At 63.7% G+C, this 18,801-nt stretch carries 21 protein-coding genes; 12 read left to right on the top strand and 9 right to left on the bottom strand.

Going from position 1 to position 18,801, the window contains the following annotated elements; genetic code table 11:
- Nucleotides 1–50 precede the first annotated feature (50 nt).
- From QF050_RS10055 to QF050_RS10020, 8 genes are all read left to right on the top strand, one after another.
- Nucleotides 51–440, top strand: coding sequence for a TadE/TadG family type IV pilus assembly protein (locus tag QF050_RS10055; RefSeq protein ID WP_308930302.1), 390 nt, complete (start codon nt 51–53; stop codon nt 438–440).
- On the top strand, nt 428–1,399 hold the full coding sequence (locus QF050_RS10050) for a pilus assembly protein TadG-related protein (protein ID WP_308930301.1): 972 nt from the start codon (nt 428–430) through the stop codon (nt 1,397–1,399). Before QF050_RS10055 ends, QF050_RS10050 begins: the two co-directional genes overlap by 13 nt.
- 22 nt (nt 1,400–1,421) lie before the next feature.
- A complete protein-coding gene (gene cpaB / locus QF050_RS10045; RefSeq protein WP_308930300.1) occupies nt 1,422–2,171 on the top strand; it encodes a Flp pilus assembly protein CpaB in 750 nt (249 codons plus the stop codon).
- Entirely contained in the window at nt 2,168–3,364 is a 1,197-nt protein-coding gene (locus tag QF050_RS10040) for an AAA family ATPase (RefSeq protein WP_308930299.1), read from the top strand. Before cpaB ends, QF050_RS10040 begins: the two co-directional genes overlap by 4 nt.
- Entirely contained in the window at nt 3,364–4,866 is a 1,503-nt protein-coding gene (locus tag QF050_RS10035) for a CpaF family protein (protein WP_308930298.1), read from the top strand. The genes QF050_RS10040 and QF050_RS10035 overlap by 1 nt, the downstream gene beginning before the upstream one ends.
- Before the next feature lie 8 nt (nt 4,867–4,874).
- The gene (locus tag QF050_RS10030) at nt 4,875–5,807 is read left to right on the top strand and encodes a type II secretion system F family protein (RefSeq protein WP_308930297.1); all 933 of its coding nucleotides are present in this window, start codon (nt 4,875–4,877) and stop codon (nt 5,805–5,807) included.
- Nucleotides 5,808–5,813: 6 nt separating this feature from the next.
- Nucleotides 5,814–6,701: a type II secretion system F family protein gene (locus tag QF050_RS10025; protein WP_308930296.1), complete on the top strand. Its 888-nt coding sequence runs from the start codon at nt 5,814–5,816 to the stop codon at nt 6,699–6,701.
- Nucleotides 6,702–6,794: 93 nt separating this feature from the next.
- Nucleotides 6,795–7,271 carry an Hpt domain-containing protein gene (locus QF050_RS10020; RefSeq protein ID WP_308930295.1) on the top strand — a complete coding sequence of 159 codons (477 nt, stop codon included), beginning with the start codon at nt 6,795–6,797 and terminating at the stop codon, nt 7,269–7,271.
- Nucleotides 7,272–7,279: 8 nt separating this feature from the next.
- Here the strand turns inward: QF050_RS10020 and QF050_RS10015 are convergent, their stop codons facing one another.
- On the bottom strand, nt 7,280–8,065 hold the full coding sequence (locus QF050_RS10015) for a response regulator transcription factor (RefSeq protein ID WP_308930294.1): 786 nt from the start codon (nt 8,063–8,065) through the stop codon (nt 7,280–7,282).
- 254 nt (nt 8,066–8,319) lie between these two features.
- On the opposite strand from QF050_RS10015, the gene QF050_RS10010 reads away from it, so the two are divergent.
- Nucleotides 8,320–9,987: an ATP-binding protein gene (locus QF050_RS10010; protein ID WP_308930293.1), complete on the top strand. Its 1,668-nt coding sequence runs from the start codon at nt 8,320–8,322 to the stop codon at nt 9,985–9,987.
- On the opposite strand, the gene QF050_RS10005 is transcribed toward QF050_RS10010, so the two are convergent.
- The 8 genes from QF050_RS10005 to QF050_RS09970 all read right to left on the bottom strand — a co-directional run bounded on the left by QF050_RS10005 (nt 9,984) and on the right by QF050_RS09970 (nt 15,279).
- A complete protein-coding gene (locus tag QF050_RS10005) occupies nt 9,984–10,877 on the bottom strand; it encodes a tRNA pseudouridine synthase A (protein WP_308930292.1) in 894 nt (297 codons plus the stop codon). The genes QF050_RS10010 and QF050_RS10005 overlap by 4 nt on opposite strands.
- 32 nt (nt 10,878–10,909) lie before the next feature.
- Entirely contained in the window at nt 10,910–11,494 is a 585-nt protein-coding gene (gene rplQ / locus QF050_RS10000) for a 50S ribosomal protein L17 (protein ID WP_308930291.1), read from the bottom strand.
- Between the two features lie 68 nt (nt 11,495–11,562).
- The gene (locus tag QF050_RS09995; RefSeq protein WP_013601812.1) at nt 11,563–12,573 is read right to left on the bottom strand and encodes a DNA-directed RNA polymerase subunit alpha; all 1,011 of its coding nucleotides are present in this window, start codon (nt 12,571–12,573) and stop codon (nt 11,563–11,565) included.
- Between the two features lie 130 nt (nt 12,574–12,703).
- The gene (gene rpsK / locus QF050_RS09990; RefSeq protein WP_018769149.1) at nt 12,704–13,105 is read right to left on the bottom strand and encodes a 30S ribosomal protein S11; all 402 of its coding nucleotides are present in this window, start codon (nt 13,103–13,105) and stop codon (nt 12,704–12,706) included.
- 54 nt (nt 13,106–13,159) lie between these two features.
- Nucleotides 13,160–13,534, bottom strand: a complete 375-nt coding sequence (rpsM, locus tag QF050_RS09985) for a 30S ribosomal protein S13 (RefSeq protein WP_003803743.1) — start codon at nt 13,532–13,534, stop codon at nt 13,160–13,162.
- A gap of 183 nt (nt 13,535–13,717) precedes the next feature.
- A complete protein-coding gene (gene rpmJ, locus QF050_RS09980) occupies nt 13,718–13,831 on the bottom strand; it encodes a 50S ribosomal protein L36 (protein WP_009358722.1) in 114 nt (37 codons plus the stop codon).
- 70 nt (nt 13,832–13,901) lie between these two features.
- A complete protein-coding gene (gene infA, locus QF050_RS09975; RefSeq protein ID WP_009358723.1) occupies nt 13,902–14,123 on the bottom strand; it encodes a translation initiation factor IF-1 in 222 nt (73 codons plus the stop codon).
- A 172-nt stretch (nt 14,124–14,295) separates the two neighbouring features.
- Nucleotides 14,296–15,279: a P1 family peptidase gene (locus QF050_RS09970; RefSeq protein WP_308930290.1), complete on the bottom strand. Its 984-nt coding sequence runs from the start codon at nt 15,277–15,279 to the stop codon at nt 14,296–14,298.
- A gap of 217 nt (nt 15,280–15,496) precedes the next feature.
- On the opposite strand from QF050_RS09970, the gene QF050_RS09965 reads away from it, so the two are divergent.
- The 3 genes from QF050_RS09965 to QF050_RS09955 are packed head-to-tail and all read left to right on the top strand — an operon-like array spanning nt 15,497 to nt 18,781.
- Nucleotides 15,497–16,456, top strand: coding sequence for a sugar ABC transporter permease (locus QF050_RS09965; protein ID WP_308930289.1), 960 nt, complete (start codon nt 15,497–15,499; stop codon nt 16,454–16,456).
- Entirely contained in the window at nt 16,453–17,373 is a 921-nt protein-coding gene (locus QF050_RS09960; RefSeq protein WP_308930288.1) for a carbohydrate ABC transporter permease, read from the top strand. Before QF050_RS09965 ends, QF050_RS09960 begins: the two co-directional genes overlap by 4 nt.
- A 58-nt stretch (nt 17,374–17,431) precedes the next feature.
- Nucleotides 17,432–18,781: an ABC transporter substrate-binding protein gene (locus QF050_RS09955; protein WP_308930287.1), complete on the top strand. Its 1,350-nt coding sequence runs from the start codon at nt 17,432–17,434 to the stop codon at nt 18,779–18,781.
- Nucleotides 18,782–18,801: the final 20 nt, after the last annotated feature.

The raw sequence follows: 18,801 nt of genomic DNA, 5'->3' as shown, positions 1-18,801 counted from the left end.
CACGTGTACAAATCGATGCATCGCAACAGTGATTCGAGAGGACGCAGCACATGGTGAGGCCATCAGAACGCGGGGCGGCGGCCGTTGAGTTCGCCATCGTCGTGCCTGTCCTCATCACGCTGCTCCTTGGCATCATGGAATTCAGCCGGGCCTACAACGCACAAGCATCGCTTTCGGCCGCGGCCCGTGAGGGGGTCCGGGTAATGGCCATCACCAATGATCCGGCGGCGTCTCGGGCGGCAGCCGAAAACACGGCTGTCTCCCTAAATCCAGTTCTCGCTGATTCAAACATCACTTTCAAAAACCTCGACACGGGCACTACAACCTGCTCATCAGGCAACCGGATTGCGGTCACCATCACGTACACACTCTCCACGCTGACGGGTATCGCCGGACCATTCACTATGACTGGCCAAGGAGCCATGTTGTGCGGCGGCTGAAGAAGATCAGTAGAAATTCCCGCTCTGAACAGGGCGCCGTGAGTGTCATCGTGGCAATAATGATGGTGGCTCTGCTTGGTTTCGCCGCCGTGGCGGTTGATGTCTCGATGATGTATTCAGAACGTACTCAAGTTCGAAACGGCGCTGACGCCGCTGCGCTCGCCATCGCTCAGAAGTGCGCTAAGAGTACCGCTGACCCGGACTGCACGGGTACCTCCGCGCTGGCCGCCAGCCTTGCGAATAGCAACGCCACAGACGGGCTGAGCAACATCAAGTCCGCCGCGCCCAATACGGCCAATCAGACGGTTTCCGTTACGGCGGGATCACAGCAGACGGGGAATAGCCCAAACCAGGTCTCCCTCTTTTTCGCTCAAGTCTTCGGAATCTCTTCAGCAGAAGTGACTGCTACCGCTTCGGCGCAATGGGGTACCCCGTCCAAGGGGCCCGCTATTCTTCCCTTGGCCATTGCTTACTGCAAACTGGACATTCCACCAGCCGGAAGCCAAGGCGCCGTGCAGGTTCTCGAGCAGGCAGTGAATGGTTGTGGTGGCTTGCCGGGCGGGTTCGGGTGGATTACCACCTCGGGAACGAAATGCTCCGTCACGATGACGGCCGGCCAGTCCGACAGTGCGGGTATCTGGTTTGCGAGCGATCCCGGTGCCAGCGCCCCAACGATCTGTAGCGCTGCCGATTTCAACCAGATGAACGACCAGACAGTTCTACTCCCTCTCTATGACGTAGCCACCGGTACGGGTTCCTCCGGCAAGTACTACGTCAAAGGCTTTGCGGCATTTCATGTAACTGGCTACCACTTTGCCGACATTTCCTGGAGTACGGGCGGAAACGTCCAAAACAAAACAATCCGTGGCTACTTCGTAAAGTTCGTTTCTCTCGCCCAAGCCTTTGAACTCGGCAGCGTCCCAAATTATGGGGCCTCAGTCGTACGCCTCACCCCATAGCTAGAACCAACAGGAGCAGTCAGTGAAGTCACGTATGTTGGCCGGTGTTTCAGCAGTTGTGCTGGCCATCATCGGAGCGGTCCTCATCGTCACCTACGCGCAGGGTGCTGATCAGCGCGCAATGAAGGACATGGACCCCACCGGGGTGCTCGTGGTGACCAAGGCCGTACCGGCGGGCTCCTCCCTCGACATCGTGCAAGCGTCGGTTGCCGTTCAGCAGGTTCCGGCAACGGCCGTTTCAAAGACTGCTCTTAAAAACCTGGATGACTCAGCCGGCAAGGTCGCTGCCGTAGACCTCGTCCCCGGCGAACAACTCCTCGCTGAGCGGCTAATCGCCCCACAAGACGCCAAGTCCAGCGGTGCCGTCAAGGTGCCCACAGGCATGCAGGAAGTCACCTTCGAGCTCGAACCCAAGAGAGTGGTGGGGGGCAGGATCGAAGCCGGCGACCATGTCGGCATCGGGTTCAGCTTCGCTGCGGACAAGGCAAAAGCAGGCGAACCAACAACGCAGCTCACCCTCCGCAAGGTCCTGGTCACCGCCGTCCAGCGGGCAGCACAGGCAACACCAAGCGCGAAGCCCACCGACGGCACGAATCCCCAGGACACAACGCTTCCGCAAGGTTCTCTCATGGTCACGGTCGCCGTGAACGACATCGACGCCACCAAGATCATTTACTCCTCGAACAACGGCGATCTTTGGCTCACCAAGGAACCCCTCGACGCGCAGGACAACGGCGGCTTCATCGCCAAGAAGGACACGGTGTACAAGTGAGCCGCTTCGTCCTCCTCTCCCCCAACGGCGACTTCGACCAGAAGCTGCGCGCCGCCGTCGCCAATGGCCTGCGCGGCACCGTCCAGACCATCTCTAGCGACATCCTCCCGGCAGGCCCGGCGGAACTGTTCGCCCTCCTCAACCAGGAGCAGCCCGAGGTGCTGATCATCGGCCCGGATGTCCCGTACGAGGAAGCACTCCGGTTCGCCAAGGTCTTCGACGTCCAGCTCCCCGGCCTCAGCCTGGTCCTGGTCAGCGACGTGGACCCCGGAGGCTTGCTGCACGCCATGCGCGCGGGCATCCGGGACATCCTCAGCCCGCACGCCGACGCCGCCGAAATTAGGGTGCTGCTCGAACGTGCATGCCAGTCCTTCGCCACCCGCAACCGCACGCCCGAATCAGCGCACGTAGAGAACGGCGCCAAGGGCCTGGTCATCGGCGTCTTCTCTCCCAAGGGCGGCGTGGGCAAGACCACCCTGGCCACGAACATCGCCATTGGCCTGGGCCGAATCGCCCCCATGAGCGTGGTCATCGTGGACTTGGACCTGCAGTTCGGCGACGTCGCCTCCGGCCTCTACCTCAACCCCGAACACACAGTCACCGATGCCGTCACCCCCGCGGCAGCCCAGGACTCCCTGGTCCTCAAGGCCTTCCTCACCGTGCACCCGGCCGGAATCTACGCCCTGTGTGCCCCGCCCAACCCTGTGGACGCGGACCACATCACCCCTGACCAGGTCACCCGCCTGCTCGAACAGCTCGCCCAGGAGTTCCAGTACGTGGTAGTTGACACGGCCCCCGGGATGCCCGAAATCGGCCTCGCCGCCATGGAGCAGTGCACCGACGTTGTCTGGGTCAGCGCCATGGACATCCCCAGCCTGCGCGGCCTCCGCTCCGGCCTTGAGGTCCTCCGCCAACTCGAAATCATGCCCGAATCCCGGCACGTGGTCCTGAACATGGCGGACGCCAAAGCAGGCTTGAACGTGCAGGACGTCGAAGCCACCATCGGCGCCCCGGTTGACGTCAGCGTCCCCCGTTCCCGCGCGGTGGCACTGTCCACTAACCGTGGCATCCCCGTCCTGCAGGACTCCAAGAAGGACCCCGCCGTCAAAAGCCTCCGCCAGCTGGTGGAGCGATTCAACCCGGCTTGGCGCGCGCAGGCCCAGCGAAAGCTTCACCGAAGGGTGGTTATCTGATGAAACTCTCCGAACGCATCAACGCGGCCCAGGGCCGCAACGGATCCTCTACCAACCCAGTTGCCGGAACCGGCACCGCGCTTCTCGAGCCTCCGCTTCCGGCGGCTGCGCCTACCCCATCCCCCGCCGAACATACGGAAGCTCGACCACCGGGTCACGCCCCAGCGCATTCAACGCACGACGCCGGCACTTCCTTTGTGCCCAAGGCACCGGGCGTGGACGTCTTCGCAGCCATGAAGCTTCGGGCCGCCACCGCACTTTTCGAGCGCATGGGCGCCCGCTTCAACGACGCCGCCGTCACAGAGCAGGAACTGCGGAGCACTGCTAAAAAGGAACTCAGCCGCATCATCGACGCCGAGCAGGTGCCGCTGACGCCGGAGGAGCGCACCCGCCTGGTCCAGGACGTGGCCGACGACGTCCTGGGCTACGGCCCCCTCCAGCGCCTGCTGGACGACCCCGCCGTCACCGAAATCATGGTCAACCGGATGGACCAGATCTACGTCGAACGCAAAGGCAAGCTGACCCTCTCCGAGTCCCGCTTCAGCTCCGAAGAACACCTCCGCAAAGTCATCGAACGGATCGTCTCGAAGGTGGGCCGCCGCATCGACGAGTCCTCCCCGCTGGTGGACGCCCGGCTGGAGGACGGCTCGCGTGTCAACGCCGTCATCCCGCCCCTGGCTGTGGGCGGCTCCTCGCTGACCATCCGAAAGTTTTCCAAGACCCCGTTGACGGTCCGCAACCTCATTGACTTCGGCACGCTGACGCCGGAGATGGCCGAGCTGCTGAACGCCTGTGTTAAGGCCAAGCTCAACATCATCGTTTCTGGCGGTACAGGCACGGGCAAAACCACGCTCCTCAACGTGCTGTCCTCCTTCCTCCCGCAGGACGAACGCATTGTCACCATCGAGGACGCCGTGGAACTGCAGATCCAGCAGGACCACGTAGTGCGGCTGGAAAGCCGTCCGCCCAACACGGAAGGCAAGGGTGAGGTGACCATCCGTGAGCTCCTCCGGAACTCCCTCCGTATGCGTCCGGACCGGATCGTGGTGGGCGAGGTCCGTGGCGGCGAATCGCTGGACATGCTCCAGGCCATGAACACCGGCCACGACGGTTCCCTGTCCACGGTGCACTCCAACTCACCCCGCGATGCCGTGGCCAGGCTGGAGACGCTGGTGCTGATGGCCGGGATGGACCTTCCACTTCGGGCCATCCGCGAACAGATCGCCTCCGCCGTGAACCTGATCGTGCAGATCTCCAGGCTCCGCGACGGGTCGCGCCGCATCACGCACGTCACCGAGGTCCAAGGTATGGAGGGCGACATCGTCACCCTCCAGGACGCGTTCGTCTTCGATTACTCCGCCGGCGTGGACGCACACGGCCGCTTCCTGGGCAAGCCCGTTGCCACCGGAATCCGGCCCCGGTTCATCGACCGGTTTGAGGACCTGGGCATCCATGTGTCCCCGGCAGTGTTTGCCGGACCGCTCACCCCGGGCGCGAAGTAGGGGCGCGGATGATCATCGCCATCGGAGCCGTCATCCTCTTGGCAGCCATCTGCCTGCTCGGCGTGGCCGTCCTCCTGCCAAGCGCCCCCACGGTGCCCCTGGACCGCCGTCGTCCCTTCGAACCCGAGCCGGCATCCTCCATCACCCGACTGGCGCTGTCAGGTGTCAGGTCCTTCGAGCGGCTGCTGGGTGGCCGGAACGTCAAGCTCTTCTCCCGTGCAGAGCTGGAGAACGCGGGCCTGCGCCTCAGCCAGGCCGAATTCTTCCTGCTGGTCGGCATCGGCGCCTGCGTGGGCATGCTCGTTGGCATTGTTACCGTCGGACCCCTAATGGGGCTGCTCCTTGCCCTGATGGCACCGTTCGTCGGCAAGATCGTCCTCGGGTTCCTGGCCGGCAAGCGCCGTGCCGCTTTCGACAGCCAGCTCGGCGACACCCTGCAACTGCTCTCCGGCGGCCTGCGGGCCGGTCACAGCATCCTGCGCGCCATCGATGCCGCTGCCACGGAATCACAGAAACCGACGTCGGAAGAGATGCGGCGAGTGATCACCGAGACCAGCCTGGGCCGCGACCTGCTCGCCGCCCTCAACGACACCGCGGAACGGATGAAGAACGAGGACTTCATATGGATCTCGCAGGCCATCCAGATCAACCGGGAGGTAGGCGGCAACTTGGCGGAGGTGCTGGAGCAGGTGAACGAGACCATCCGTGAACGGGCGGAAATCAAGGGCCACATCAAAGCATTGGCAGCGGAGGGCAAGTTCTCCGCCTACATCCTCATCGCCATGCCGTTCGGCATCGTGGCCATGCTGCTGGCAGTGAGCCCCAACTACATGAATTCGATGTTCACCCACCCCCTGGGTTGGGTGATGATCGGCGCCTCCTTCGTCCTGATGACCATCGGCGCGCTGTGGATGCGCAAGATCATTGACCTGAAGTTCTGAGGACCCATGAACATGCTCGTCTTGCTCTCGATCCTCCTGGTTTGCCTGCCACTGGCGGCCCTGGCCTGGTCCGTCCTGACCGTGGACAAGCAGGGCCGTACCGCCGCCGCCGAATTGCTCTCGCGTGGCGCACCCCCTGTGGCCGTAGCTCCTGCCGGGGCCGCGCCGGGGCTTCTCGAAGCCTTGGGCAGGCGCGTGACTCCCCCGGCCTACGTCGCCTTTCTGGACCGCCTCCTCGCCCTGGCGGGCAGGCCCGTTTCCATGCCGCTGGGAAAGGTGCTGGGGTCCAAGCTGGGTCTCGGCCTGGCAGGGGTGGCCATGGGCGGCTACCTGGCGGCGGTGGGAAGCAGCCCGGTGATGAAGCTCGCGGGACTCTTCATCCTGTTCCTCGGCTATTTCATCCCGGACCTCCTGCTGTACAGCAAGGGCCAGGAACGGCAGAAGGCCATGCAGCTTGAGCTGGCCAACACCTTGGACCAGATGCTCATTTCGGTGGAGGCCGGGCTGGGCTTCGAAGGCGCCATGGCCCGGGCCGGTGAGAACGGCAAAGGGCCCCTCGCCGAAGAGCTGGTCCGTACGCTTCAAGACATGCAAGTGGGCCGCAGCCGCAGGGAGTCCTACATCGCCCTGGCCGAACGGACCAGCATTCCTGAACTCCGCAGCTTCGTCCAGGCCGTAGTCCAGGCCGACACCTACGGGATCGCCATCAGCCGCGTTCTGCGCGTCCAGGCCAAGGTCATGCGCGTCAAGCGGCGCCAGCGGGCAGAGGAGAAAGCCATGAAGCTGCCCGTCATGATCCTTTTCCCGCTGTTGTTCTTTATCTTTCCGGTCCTCTTTATTGCCATCCTGGGACCGGCGGTAATCAATACGATCGCCACTTTTACCGGCCAGTAGGGTTGCTCAGCGTGGCGGCAAGGTTGCCTCAAGGTTTACACAGAATCATCCGAAATAGGTCACCGAAGGATTTCCAGGAAGTAGCCTTGAACAATGCACAATCCCGATCCCGGTTCCAGCGGAAACAGCCCCGCTGCGGACTTCCCGCTGGCCGGGGTCGAGCCGCCATCCATTCCGGCCGCCGGTGCGGCCCATTCACTGAAGGCGGCCGCTCTCTTGCCCTTGATTGATGCAACCGTGCTGGATGAACTCGACGACGAACTCGCAGGGTCCGGACTGGCCCGGCAATTCGCCCGGGACTACGCCGCCATGTGGGACACGCGCCTGGCCCGGCTGGGAACAGCGGTGGACAGCGAGGACGAGGCCTCAGCCTTGGACGCGGTGATCAGCCTCAAAATCAGTTCCGCCATGGTGGGCGGTATCCGGCTGGCCAAGCTTGCCGAAGTCCTCGAAGCCCTGATCCGGGACGGCGATTTCGTCCAGGGGCAGGCGATGATGGCCGGCGTCGCCCAGGACGGAGCGCAGACTGTGTCCGAGCTGCAGTCAACCTTCATTTTGGGACAGAACTAGCCGATCGGTCACGCGTCGTCGGAGCGCCGCGGCGCCAGCCGGTAACCCACCCCGCGGACTGTCTGCAGCCAGCGCGGCGAGATCTGGTCCTCCTTGAGCTTGCGCCGCAGGTTTCCTACATGGACTTCGACGGCGCGCTCGTCAGCTTCGCTGATGTACGTGTCGTGGTCGTAGAACTCACCCCGGACAGCCCGCACGAGGTCAGCCCTGGTACATACGGCACCGCCGCCCTTCAGCAGCACATGCAGAAGGTCGAATTCACTGCGGGTGAGGCCCAACGGCTCACCTTTGATTTCCACCGTGCGCGTCCGGTGGTTCAGCCGGAGCCCGTTGTGCTGGAGGACTCCCGGCTCGGGCTGGCCGGCGGGAGGAGCCGGGACGTGTCCCCAAGCCGTGGGCGATGGCCCGAACCCATCCGCCTCCGGGCGGGGCCTCCGCATCATTGCCGCCACCCGGGCGCGGAGCTCCCTTGGCCTGAACGGCTTGGCGATGTAGTCGTCCGCCCCCGCGTTCAACGCCGACAATAGGTCCGGTTCCTCGGTGCGGCCCGTCAGCATCACCACATAGGCATTGCTGAAAGTCCGGATCCGCCGCAGGACCTCGAACCCGTCAATGTCCGGGAGCCCGATATCGAGCGTCACAACGTTGGCCTGCTTGCTGCGGACCACCTCTACCCCGGACCGCCCATCATCAGCTGTATGCACTTCGAAGCCCGCCTGCGTCAACACACCTTCGAGAAGGTTCCTCACATCGGCGTCATCTTCGATGACCACAGCTACACCAAGATCGTCCATTGCTATCCCTGCGCCAGGCGGAAATGGCCCCCCATTGGCCCAGCGCCAATGCCATACCCGCTCCAACCATTTATACGCTACTAGTAAGCCCGGCTGATGACATCAACAAACCGTCCTAAAATTGAAAAGTCAATTATTATGACAGGACGTGTGCATTATGGGCGGGAATGGGTACGTGCCGAAGTAGCAGGACCAATTGAATGGGCCCCCGGGCCACCGTGCTTTCCCAATGTAAAGGGGTACAAGTCAGAAACATGGCTGAGCCGTTGTTCCACCGGGGACCGGGGCGCATCTTCCGCCGGTTGGGAACCCGCGCGCAAGTGGCGTTATGCCAGCTTCCCATCACGCTCATTGTGGCCATTATTGCGTTGGCCACCCCGTACGCCTGGCCCTCGCTCACGCACAGCCCCATGTACCAGGCAGGGATTGCTTTGCACGGAATCCTGTTCCTTGCCTGTTTCCTGATCCCTTGGGAGCGGCTGGCACACCGGGCCTACCTGTTGATCCCCGTGCTGGACTTCGCAGCCATTGGCTTGCTGCGCAACGGCGCAGCGCCGCTGTTGCCGGGCCTGGCAGTACTTGTTGTCTTCCCGGTCATCTGGCTTTCCGCGTCCGGCATGCTGTCCCGAAGCAGTTTGGTCCTGAGTTTTATGGGCCCTTTCTTGATCATGGTTCCTCCGACGGCCGCCCACCTGCCCGCCATCATGGCCTCGGACCTCACCACCGTGGTCCTCTTCCCCCTCATGATGCTCGCCGTTTCCCTGGCCATCCGCTTCGCAAGCGTGAACCTGCGGCTGCAGCAGCGTGAACTCGCCGAGAAGGACCGGGAACTCCGTGAGCTGCTAAGCGAAAGCCGGGAACGGGAGAAACTGCTCGAAACCGTCCTGGACGCCACCGACGTCGGGATTGCCGCCGTCGACCGCTCAGGCCACTTCCTGGTTTCCAACAGCCGCCAACGCAACTTCCGCCGGGTCACGGGCGCCGACGAAGAAGTCCCCGGCCAAGGGCACCAGCTCATTTATGGCCAGGACCGGCGCACCCTGCTGCCCCCGGACCGGCGACCCATCAGCCGGGCGATGGCCGGGGAGTCATTCGCCGACTATCTGGTCTGGGCGGGAGAGGGCCTGGAGCAGCGGGCCGTGTCCACTGCCGCACGTCCGCTTCTCAGCGAGGATGGCCGTCTCACCGGGGCCGTGGTGGTGTACAGCGATGTGACCGGGTGGGTGGAGTCCCTGGCCGCGAACCAGGACCTGGTCTCCAACGTGTCGCATGAATTCAAGAACCCGCTCAACTCAATCCTCGGCAACGTGGACCTGGTTCTTGACGACGTCGCCGACCTCCCCCCGCACGTGGCCAAGCGGCTGTTGGTGGTGCAGCGCAACGCCGAGCGGATGCTCGACCTGGTGGCGGACCTGTCGGCCTCGGCGTCCACTGCGTTGAACGTCCACCCGAAACGGACCGACCTCGCCAGCCTGGTGGAGACCAGCCTCAGCTCCGCGCTGGCCTCGGCGCAGCGCTCGCACGTGGAGATAGCAGCCGACGTCCCGTCGCCGCTCTGGGCCTATGCCGACCCGCTCCGGATCGGGCAGGTGCTGGACAACCTGGTGTCCAACGCGATCAAGTACTCGCCCGATGGCGGGAAGGTCAGCATCAGCGCGGAAACAGACAAGCAATGGGTTAGGCTCAGCGTCAAAGACACCGGAATGGGGATGTCAGCGGAAGACGCTGCCCGGGCGTTCAACAGGTTCTTTCGCGCCGACTCCGCACAAAGGGCAGCGATCCCGGGTGCGGGGCTGGGCTTGTCCATCACGCGGATGATCGTCGAGCGGCATGGCGGTTCCATCGTTTGCGAGAGCGGCGAAGGCCAAGGCAGCGTCTTCACGGTGACGCTGCCGGCGGAAGGCCCGCCGCCGGCGTTCTAGTACTCGCGCAGGGCCCGCGTCTGTTCGGCCCGGGCCAGCAGGTCGTCGTCGGACGGGTAGGCCACTTCCTCCAGCACCAGGGGGTGCGGGGCGGCCAGGACGGACTTGGCGTCCCGTTTCTGCAGGAGCAGCCGCTCGTGCAGCCAGCCCGGTTCCTCAACGGCTTCACCCACATACAGCGCCGAGCCCACCAGGGCCCGGACCATGTTGTGGCAGAACGCATCGGCCTGCACGGTGGCCACGATGACGCCGTCGTCTCCACGGGTGAACTCGAAGCGCTGAAGCTCCCTGATGGTGGTGGCACCTTCGCGCGGCTTACAGAAGGACAGGAAGTTTTGCAGGCCCAGCAACTGCGATGCACCCTGGTTGAGCAGGTCCACGTCCAGTGGATTCTTGTGCCACAGCGTGAAGTACCGTGCGAGCGGGTCCCAGAGGGCCGGTCCGTCCGCGATCCGGTAGCTGTAGCGGCGCCAGAGGGCCGAGAAGCGGGCGTCGAAGCCCACCGGGGCCAGGGCGATGTCGTGGACTTCGACGGCACCGTGAAGGTCGCCAAGGGCACGGTTCAGCGCGCCGCGGAGCCTGCGCAGCATGGCGACGGCGGGATCGAGTTCGTGACCGCGCGGCAGTGCCAGCCATTCAGACTCGGTGAGGTCCAGGTGGACCACCTGGCCGCGGGCGTGCACGCCGGCGTCGGTGCGTCCGGCAACGGTGACGCGGACCGCGCGGCGCACCACGAGTGCGATCGCTTCCTCGAGGACGCCTTGGACGGTACGCCGGCCGGGCTGCAGGGCCCACCCGCTGAAGGGGCCGCCATCGTACGAAAGATCAAGCCGGAGACGCAAAAACCCGCCGCCCCCTAAGACGGGGGCCGCGGGTTTTTGGTGGTTCACAGACCTAAGTCTATGCGAAGCAGGTCAGCGAATTACTTCGCGTCCTTCTCCTCGGCAGCCGGAGCGTCGGCAGCTTCCTCAGCGGCCGGAGCCTCTTCGGTTGCGGCTTCTTCGGCAGCAGGTGCTTCCTCGGTGGCAGCAGCTTCCTCAGTGGCCGGAGCCTCTTCGGCAGCCGGAGCAGCAGCGGCAGCTTCCTTCTTGTCAGCGTCGCGCTTGGCGGCGGAGGTAGCCTCGGCTACGACAGCCTGCTTGGCGGAAACCGGCTCCAGGACCAGCTCGATGACAGCCATGGGAGCGTTGTCGCCCTTTCGGTTGCCGATCTTGGTGATGCGGGTGTAGCCGCCATCGCGGTTCTCCACTGCCTGGGCGATGTCGGTGAACAGCTCGTGGACGACGCCCTTGTTGCTGATCAGGCCGAGCACGCGGCGGCGGGAAGCGAGGTCGCCACGCTTGGCGAAGGTCACCAGGCGCTCTGCGTACGGCTTCAGGCGCTTGGCCTTGGTCACCGTGGTGGTGATCCGCTTGTGCTCGAACAGGGATGCTGCCAGGTTCGCGAGCATGAGGCGCTCGTGAGCCGGGCCGCCTCCGAGGCGCGGACCCTTAGTGGGGGTAGGCATAATTGTTTCTCCTCATGTGGAAGCCGTGGGCGGCACACCGTGGTGCTGCCCGCCGGCCAAGGTCTGGTTTAGAGTTCGTCGTCGCCGAAGGCGGCGTCGTCCTCTTCGATTGCTGCGGCGCGTGCTGCGAGGTCAAAACCGGGAGGCGAGTCCTTGAGGGACAGGCCCAGTTCAACCAGCTTTGCCTTGACCTCGTCAATGGACTTGGCACCGAAGTTGCGGATGTCCATCAGGTCAGCCTCGGAGCGGGCAACGAGTTCACCCACGGTGTGGATGCCCTCACGCTTGAGGCAGTTGTAGGAACGGACGGTAAGGTCCAGATCCTCGATCGGCAGTGCCATGTCGGCTGCCAGGGCAGCGTCGGTGGGCGACGGGCCGATCTCGATACCTTCAGCTGCGGTGTTCAGCTCACGGGCCAGACCGAACAGTTCCACCAGGGTGGTGCCTGCGGAAGCAACGGCATCGCGCGGGGCGATGGCCTGCTTGGTCTCGACGTCGACAATCAGCTTGTCGAAGTCGGTGCGCTGCTCAACACGGGTTGCTTCCACGCGGAAAGTAACCTTCAGGACCGGCGAGTAGATGGAGTCGACCGGGATACGGCCGATCTCTGCATCGCCGGACTTGTTCTGAGCTGCCGAAACGTAGCCGCGGCCGCGCTCGATGGTCAGTTCGAGTTCGAACTTGCCCTTCGAGTTCAGCGTGGCAATGTGCAGATCCGGGTTGTGGAATTCGACGCCGGCCGGCGGAGCGATGTCCGCGGCGGTGACGACTCCGGGGCCCTGCTTGCGCAGGTAAGCCACGACGGGCTCGTCGTGCTCGGAGGAAACCGACAGGCTCTTGATGTTAAGGATGATCTCGGTGACATCTTCCTTGACACCCGGAACCGTGGTGAACTCGTGCAGCACACCATCGATCCGGATGCTGGTTACGGCAGCACCGGGGATGGAGGAGAGCAGGGTACGGCGGAGGGAGTTTCCGAGGGTGTAGCCGAAGCCCGGTTCCAGCGGTTCGATGATGAAACGCGAACGGTTTTCGGAGACTACCTCTTCGGAGAGGGTGGGGCGCTGTGCAATGAGCACTTAGGTTTCCTTTCGGCGAGCATCCGCTATATGACGCAACACAGGTGGTGGAAATTCGGTCTGAAGACTTAACGCGCTGGGCTTGCCCGGGCCATCACTGGTCCGGGCAAGCTCCTGCTGCGGAAAAGAATTAGACGCGGCGGCGCTTCGGCGGGCGGCAGCCGTTGTGCGCTGCAGGGGTGACGTCCTGGATGGAGCCAACCTCGAGGCCTGCGGCCTGCAGCGAACGGATTGCGGTTTCGCGTCCGGAACCCGGTCCCTTGACGAAAACGTCTACCTTGCGCATGCCGTGCTCCTGCGCACGCTTGGCAGCGGCTTCGGCGGCCATCTGGGCAGCGAACGGGGTGGACTTGCGCGAGCCCTTGAAGCCAACCTCACCAGAGGAAGCCCAGGAGATAACAGCACCGTTGGGATCCGTGATGGAAACGATGGTGTTGTTAAAGGTGCTCTTGATGTGCGCCTGGCCAAGCGCGATATTCTTCTTGTCCTTCTTACGCGGCTTGCGAACCGCGCCACGAGTCTTCGGGGGCATTTTTTCTCCTACAGAAAGTTATTGGGGAAAGTCCGTAAATCCCGAGCGGGGATTTTAACGGGCCTTCTTCTTGCCGGCGACGGTACGCTTCGGGCCCTTGCGGGTACGTGCGTTGGTCTTCGTACGCTGACCGCGTACGGGCAGACCCTTGCGGTGGCGCAGGCCTTCGTAGCTGCCGATTTCAACCTTGCGGCGGATATCTGCTGCTACTTCGCGGCGAAGGTCACCCTCAACCTTGTAGTTGCCTTCAATGTAGTCACGCAGCTCAACCAGCTGGGCGTCAGTCAGGTCCTTGACGCGAACGTCAGCGCTGATGCCAGTGGCAGCCAGGGTTTCGTGTGCACGGGTCTTGCCCACGCCGTAGATGTAAGTAAGCGCAATTTCCAGCCGCTTTTCGCGGGGAATGTCTACGCCAGCGAGACGAGCCATAGTGGCAGTACTCCTTGATAAACCGGAGGTCGTAGGCAGTACACCCGCACGTTCCGTACGGCCCCAGCCTCCGACCGGGGGTTAGCTGTCCGGACTCTTTCGAGCTCAATGTTCCAGATCAGCTTGTGCTGCCTTTATTTACTTGCGTGGGTTAGCAACCCAGGAATTCCCCGTGAAGGGAATTTAGCCCTGGCGCTGCTTGTGGCGCGGGTTCTCGCAGATCACCATGACCCGGCCATTACGGCGGATCACTTTGCACTTTTCGCAGATCTGCTTGACGCTCGGCTTGACCTTCATGGCATTCCTTTGCGTGTAACAGTTGGTCAACTGGAGCGGCGTTCAGCTCGCACTGAGGCCGCCCAGCAATTTACTTGTAGCGGTAGACGATACGACCACGGGTGAGGTCGTACGGGCTCAGCTCCACCACTACGCGGTCCTCCGGGAGGATCCTGATGTAGTGCTGACGCATCTTTCCAGAGATGTGTGCCAGTACGATGTGCTTGTTGGTGAGCTCAACGCGAAACATCGCGTTAGGCAGCGCCTCGGTCACAACGCCTTCGATCTCAATGACCCCGTCCTTCTTGGCCATACCCTCCGCTAACTGTTGTTGCCGCAGTCCCGCCGGATTGCACCGGGCATGACCACGAACGTTTTTGTTGGATCGATTGTCAGATCCAGGCCCCAAAAGGGCGTGGCAGTCCAGACAACCAACAAACAACACTACCCTGTTGGCCGGTAAAAGTTAAATCGGCCATAGTAGCCTACGCAGTGGGGTACGCACCATATTCGCCGGCCGGGGTGCTCACCGCACCAGCCGCGGCCACGCCGTCCAGGATGGCCAAACGGACGACGTCGGCTGCCGCGCTTTGCAGCGTGATGAGGCTGATTTGCCGGGCAGCGTCGTCCGAACGGTCCAGTGCCAGGGCGCCGGTTGCAAGGCAGAAGACGGTGTCCCCGTCGGCGAGGGTGTGGCTAGGGTTCAGCGCCCGGGCGATCCCGGCGTGCGAGGCAGAGGCAGTCCGCTTGCACTCCGCAACATCCAGCACGGCGTTGGTGGCGACGACGACGAGGGTTGTGTTCAGCGGCGGACCCACCGAAGCGCGACTCCCGTCACCTCCTGCTTCCGGCTCGCCCGCCGAGCGAGCGGCCGAAACCCTCTGCGTGCTCGCTCCTTCGTCGCTTGGACGCACGCTGCCGGGTTCCGTCCACTCGCTCGATGTGCCCCAGCCCCAAGGCAGTCCCAGCGCATTGACTACCGCCAGCGCCGCTACCACCACCGGCCCGTCTTTTGAGATGGTGTCCAGCGTGATGGAGGCTGTGCCTACGCCGCCTTTGAACTGTCCCCTGCCGATTGCTGCTCCGGTGCCGGCGCCGACGTTGCCTCGTTCGACGTCGTGCCCTTCCTGTTGTGCCGCTGCGGCGGCTGCGGCCGCGGGGACGATGGGCACCACTCCCCCGGGCACGGCGAAACCGCGGCCATTGTCCTCGCACCAGGCCTGGGCGCCGGCGGCCGAGGCCAGCCCGTAGGCACTGCCGCCGGTCAACACCACCGCATCCACGGTGCTGACCAGGGTGGTGGGGTCGAGCGCGTCTGTTTCGTGGGTGGCCGGCCCGCCGCCCTGGACGTCCACCGACCCTACGGTGCCCGGCGGCGGCAGGACGACGGTGACGCCGGTCAGCCAGCCGTCGCCGGTCCGCTGGTGGTGGCCTACCCGGACGCCCGGGACGTCTGCAATGGTTCCCATGCCCCCTATTCTCCACTTCGCGGGCACCCCCCTGCCGCAAGGCCAAACTTTATGCGAGACTGCATCCAACACAGCGTTAACGGGCGACGAAGCCTTGGATAACAGTCCTTTGAGAAGGGCAGATGCGGGCTTCAGCCCACTGACGGTCTGGTGTAGTTAGTCCCTAGATTCAGCCAGTGCCCGCTACAAGCAGGCTCCCGACCCGGGAGAGACACGCATGACCCGTCAACTCGCCCCGCATCCGTCCGCCAAGCCCAAGCGGCCGCCCGGACCGACAGCCAAAATTCCGCACCGGCGGTGGACCGCAAGGAACCGCCGGGACTTCTTTGTTTTCCTTGCAATGGCGCTGCCCAACCTGGTGCTGATCGCCGTTTTCACCTATCGTCCGCTCATCAGCAACATGTACTACTCCACGCTGGACTGGACGCTGGGCTCCCCCACCGCCACGGTGGTGGGCCTCGCCAACTACGTCACCTTCTTCAGCAGCAATGACGCCCCCAAAGTCCTGGGGACCACCGCAGTGTTCACCGTGGTGACCGTGGGCGGATCCATGCTGCTGGGCCTGCTGGTGGCGGTGGCTTTGAACGGGACGGTCCGTGGCACAACGTTTGCCCGGTCCGCCGTGTTTGCCCCGTACGTGCTCTCCGGCGTGGGCGTCGGCCTCGTCTGGCTGTTCATTTTCGACCCCGGCTATGGCGTCCTCGCCTGGCTGCTGCGGGGCATCGGCCAACGGAGCCCGCAATGGATCAACGATCCCCAGCTGTCGCTGGTCATGGTGATCCTGGTATACGTCTGGAAGAACCTGGGCTATTGCGCAGTGGTGTACCTCGCCGGGCTCCAGTCCCTTCCGAAGGACGTGATGGAGGCGGCTTCCCTCGACGGTGCGAACGGATTCCGGCGTTTCCTCAGCATCTCGCTGCCGCTGCTGTCCCCCACCACGTTCTTCCTCCTCATCACCACCATGCTGAGTTCGCTGCAGGCCTTCGACCTCATTCGCATCATGACGCCGCTGGGCACCGGCACCAGCACCCTGATCTACGAGGCCTACCTCCAGGCGTTCGGCGCCTACAACCGGGCCGGATACTCGGCAGCCATTTCTGTAGTGCTGTTTGCGATCCTCCTGGTGATCACCGTGCTGCAGCTGCGCTTCGTGGAACGAAAGGTGCACTACTCGTGACATCGCTATCACCGGTCAACCCGGATCCGGCCGCCCCGGCGGTTGCGTCGCCGGATCCCGAACTTAGCCCTGACCGTCCCTTCTCGCGCCGAAACCTCGTCCAGACCGTTGTTGGCGGTTACCTGCCGCTGCTCGTGGCCACGCTGGTGGTGTTCCTGCCCCTGCTCTGGATGGTCCTCAGCTCCTTCAAGTCGTCAGGCGAGATTGTCACCACGGACCTCAAGATCCTCCCGGAGAGCCTGAACCTGGAGAACTACCGGACCGCCATGACCACGGTCCCGTTCGGACAGTTCTTCCTGAACAGCACCATCGTGACCCTGGCCGGGGCCACCATCAAGGTGCTGCTCGCCATCCTGACGGCTTACGCCCTGGTCTTTGTCCGCTTTCCGTTCCGGAACTTCATCTTCCTGTTGATCCTGGTGGCGCTCATGGTGCCGCCGCAGGTCTCCATCCTGCCCAACTTCATCCTGATCGCCGGGATCGGCGGAAAGAACACCCTGTGGGGCATCATCCTGCCGGGCCTCGGCACCGCATTCGGCACATTCCTTCTGCGCCAGCACTTCCGGACCCTGCCCGCCTCCATCCTGGAATCAGCAGAGATGGACGGCGCCGGGCATTGGCGCCGTCTCTGGCAGATCGTGGTTCCGGTCTCCGTTCCGTCCATCGCCACGGTGGCGCTGGTAACCATCGTGACCGAATGGAACGACTACATCTGGCCGTTGATCATCACGGACCGGCCAGAGACCATGACGCTCCCCGTGGGCCTCACCCTGCTGCAAAACAATGAGAGCAACGCGGCCGGCTGGGGCGTGCTCATGGCCGGTGCGGTCCTGGTCATCGTGCCCATCCTGATCATCTTCGCGGCCCTGCAGCGCTACATCGTGGCGGGCCTCACCCAAGGCAGCGTGACCGGCTAAGCTGCCGGTCGCCGTCGTACATCCCACTTCCACAAGGCAACAACCGAAAGGAACTCTCATGGCATTGCATCTGGACCGGAGGCATTTCCTGGGCCTGGCAGGGGCCACCGCCTCCGCAGCCGCCCTGGCAGCATGCGGCGGACCCTCAACCACTGGTGGCGGCCAGGCCACGTCCCAAGCGGCCGACATCGACTTCAACGGAGTGAAGCCCGCGGCCAAGATCGACTTCTGGTCCAGCCACCCTGGCCAGTCCCAGGACGTGGAAAAGAGCTTGATCGACAAATTCCACGCCCAGAACCCGGACATCACGGTCAACCTGGTAACGGCCGGCGCCAACTACGAGGAAATCGCCCAGAAGTTCCAGACAGCCCAGGCGGCCAAGTCGGGCCTCCCGGGCGTCGTGGTCCTGTCCGATGTCTGGTGGTTCCGCTACTACACCAACGGCAGCATCATCCCCGTGGACAGCCTCACCAAGCAGCTGGACATGAAGATGGACGATTTCCAGCAGTCCCTGGTGGATGACTACAAATACGACGGCAAGCAGTGGGCGCTCCCTTACGGCCGCTCAACGCCGCTGTTCTACTACAACAAGGATCACTTCGCCGCGGCCGGCCTGCCCGACCGCGCACCCAAGACCTGGGACGAGTTCGGTGAATGGGCACCCAAGCTCAAGGCGAGCTCCGGCGCCCAGTACGCCTACATCTACCCGGCCCTGGCCGGCTACGCTGGGTGGACGCTGCAGAACATGCTGTGGGGCTGGGGCGGCGGCTGGTCCAAGGAATGGGACATCACATGCGACTCCGCCGAATCCGTGGCGGCGCTGCAGTGGGCCCAGGATTCGATCTACAAGGACAAGTGGGCAGGCGTTTCGTCCAAGGAAGCCGCTGACGATTTCTCGGCCGGGCTGACCTCCACCACCATCTCCTCCACGGGCTCCCTGCTGGGGATCCTGAAGTCCGCCAAGTTCAATGTCGGCGTTGGCTTCCTGCCTGGAGGTCCGAAAGCGCAGTCCAACGTATGCCCCACCGGCGGCGCAGGCCTGGGCATCCCGAGCGGAATCACCAAAGAAGAACAGCTTGCCGCGGGTACGTTCCTGAAGTTCGTCACGCAGCCGGAAAGCACTGCGGAGTTCTCGGCCGCCACCGGCTACATGCCCATCCGCAAATCGGCCGACATGGCGGCTGTCCTCGCCAAGACACCGCAGATCAAGACGGCGATGGACCAGCTGGCCGTGACCAAGGTCCAGGACAACGCCAGGGTGTTCCTGCCGGGCGCAGACCAGGAGATGGCCAAGGCTGCCGCGAAGATCCTCACCCAGCAGGGCGACGTCAAGTCCTCCATGACGGACCTGAAGAGCACCCTGCAGGGCATCTACGACCGGGACGTCAAGCCCAAACTGAAGGCATAGCGCTACACGCTCCGGTGGTT

This window comes from Arthrobacter sp. SLBN-112, from assembly GCF_030944625.1.
In the GTDB taxonomy this organism is placed as follows: domain Bacteria; phylum Actinomycetota; class Actinomycetes; order Actinomycetales; family Micrococcaceae; genus Arthrobacter.
Note: the sequence above shows the minus strand (reverse complement) of the source record. Positions and strands in the feature narration are given on the sequence as shown.

Bases quoted from the DNA above. Each gene is read 5' to 3' on its own strand.
- QF050_RS09955 (WP_308930287.1), top strand. From the start codon at position 17,432: ATGGCATTGCATCTGGACCGGAGGCATTTCCTGGGCCTGGCAGGGGCC.
- QF050_RS10025 (WP_308930296.1), top strand. From the start codon at position 5,814: ATGAACATGCTCGTCTTGCTCTCGATCCTCCTGGTTTGCCTGCCACTG.
- QF050_RS09965 (WP_308930289.1), top strand. From the start codon at position 15,497: ATGACCCGTCAACTCGCCCCGCATCCGTCCGCCAAGCCCAAGCGGCCG.
- rpmJ (WP_009358722.1), bottom strand. From the start codon at position 13,831: ATGAAGGTCAAGCCGAGCGTCAAGCAGATCTGCGAAAAGTGCAAAGTG.
- QF050_RS10015 (WP_308930294.1), bottom strand. From the start codon at position 8,065: ATGGACGATCTTGGTGTAGCTGTGGTCATCGAAGATGACGCCGATGTG.
- QF050_RS10020 (WP_308930295.1), top strand. From the start codon at position 6,795: ATGCACAATCCCGATCCCGGTTCCAGCGGAAACAGCCCCGCTGCGGAC.
- rpsK (WP_018769149.1), bottom strand. From the start codon at position 13,105: ATGCCCCCGAAGACTCGTGGCGCGGTTCGCAAGCCGCGTAAGAAGGAC.
- QF050_RS10030 (WP_308930297.1), top strand. From the start codon at position 4,875: ATGATCATCGCCATCGGAGCCGTCATCCTCTTGGCAGCCATCTGCCTG.
- rplQ (WP_308930291.1), bottom strand. From the start codon at position 11,494: ATGCCTACCCCCACTAAGGGTCCGCGCCTCGGAGGCGGCCCGGCTCAC.
- QF050_RS09970 (WP_308930290.1), bottom strand. From the start codon at position 15,279: ATGGGAACCATTGCAGACGTCCCGGGCGTCCGGGTAGGCCACCACCAG.
- QF050_RS10035 (WP_308930298.1), top strand. From the start codon at position 3,364: ATGAAACTCTCCGAACGCATCAACGCGGCCCAGGGCCGCAACGGATCC.
- QF050_RS10055 (WP_308930302.1), top strand. From the start codon at position 51: ATGGTGAGGCCATCAGAACGCGGGGCGGCGGCCGTTGAGTTCGCCATC.
- rpsM (WP_003803743.1), bottom strand. From the start codon at position 13,534: ATGGCTCGTCTCGCTGGCGTAGACATTCCCCGCGAAAAGCGGCTGGAA.
- infA (WP_009358723.1), bottom strand. From the start codon at position 14,123: ATGGCCAAGAAGGACGGGGTCATTGAGATCGAAGGCGTTGTGACCGAG.
- QF050_RS10010 (WP_308930293.1), top strand. From the start codon at position 8,320: ATGGCTGAGCCGTTGTTCCACCGGGGACCGGGGCGCATCTTCCGCCGG.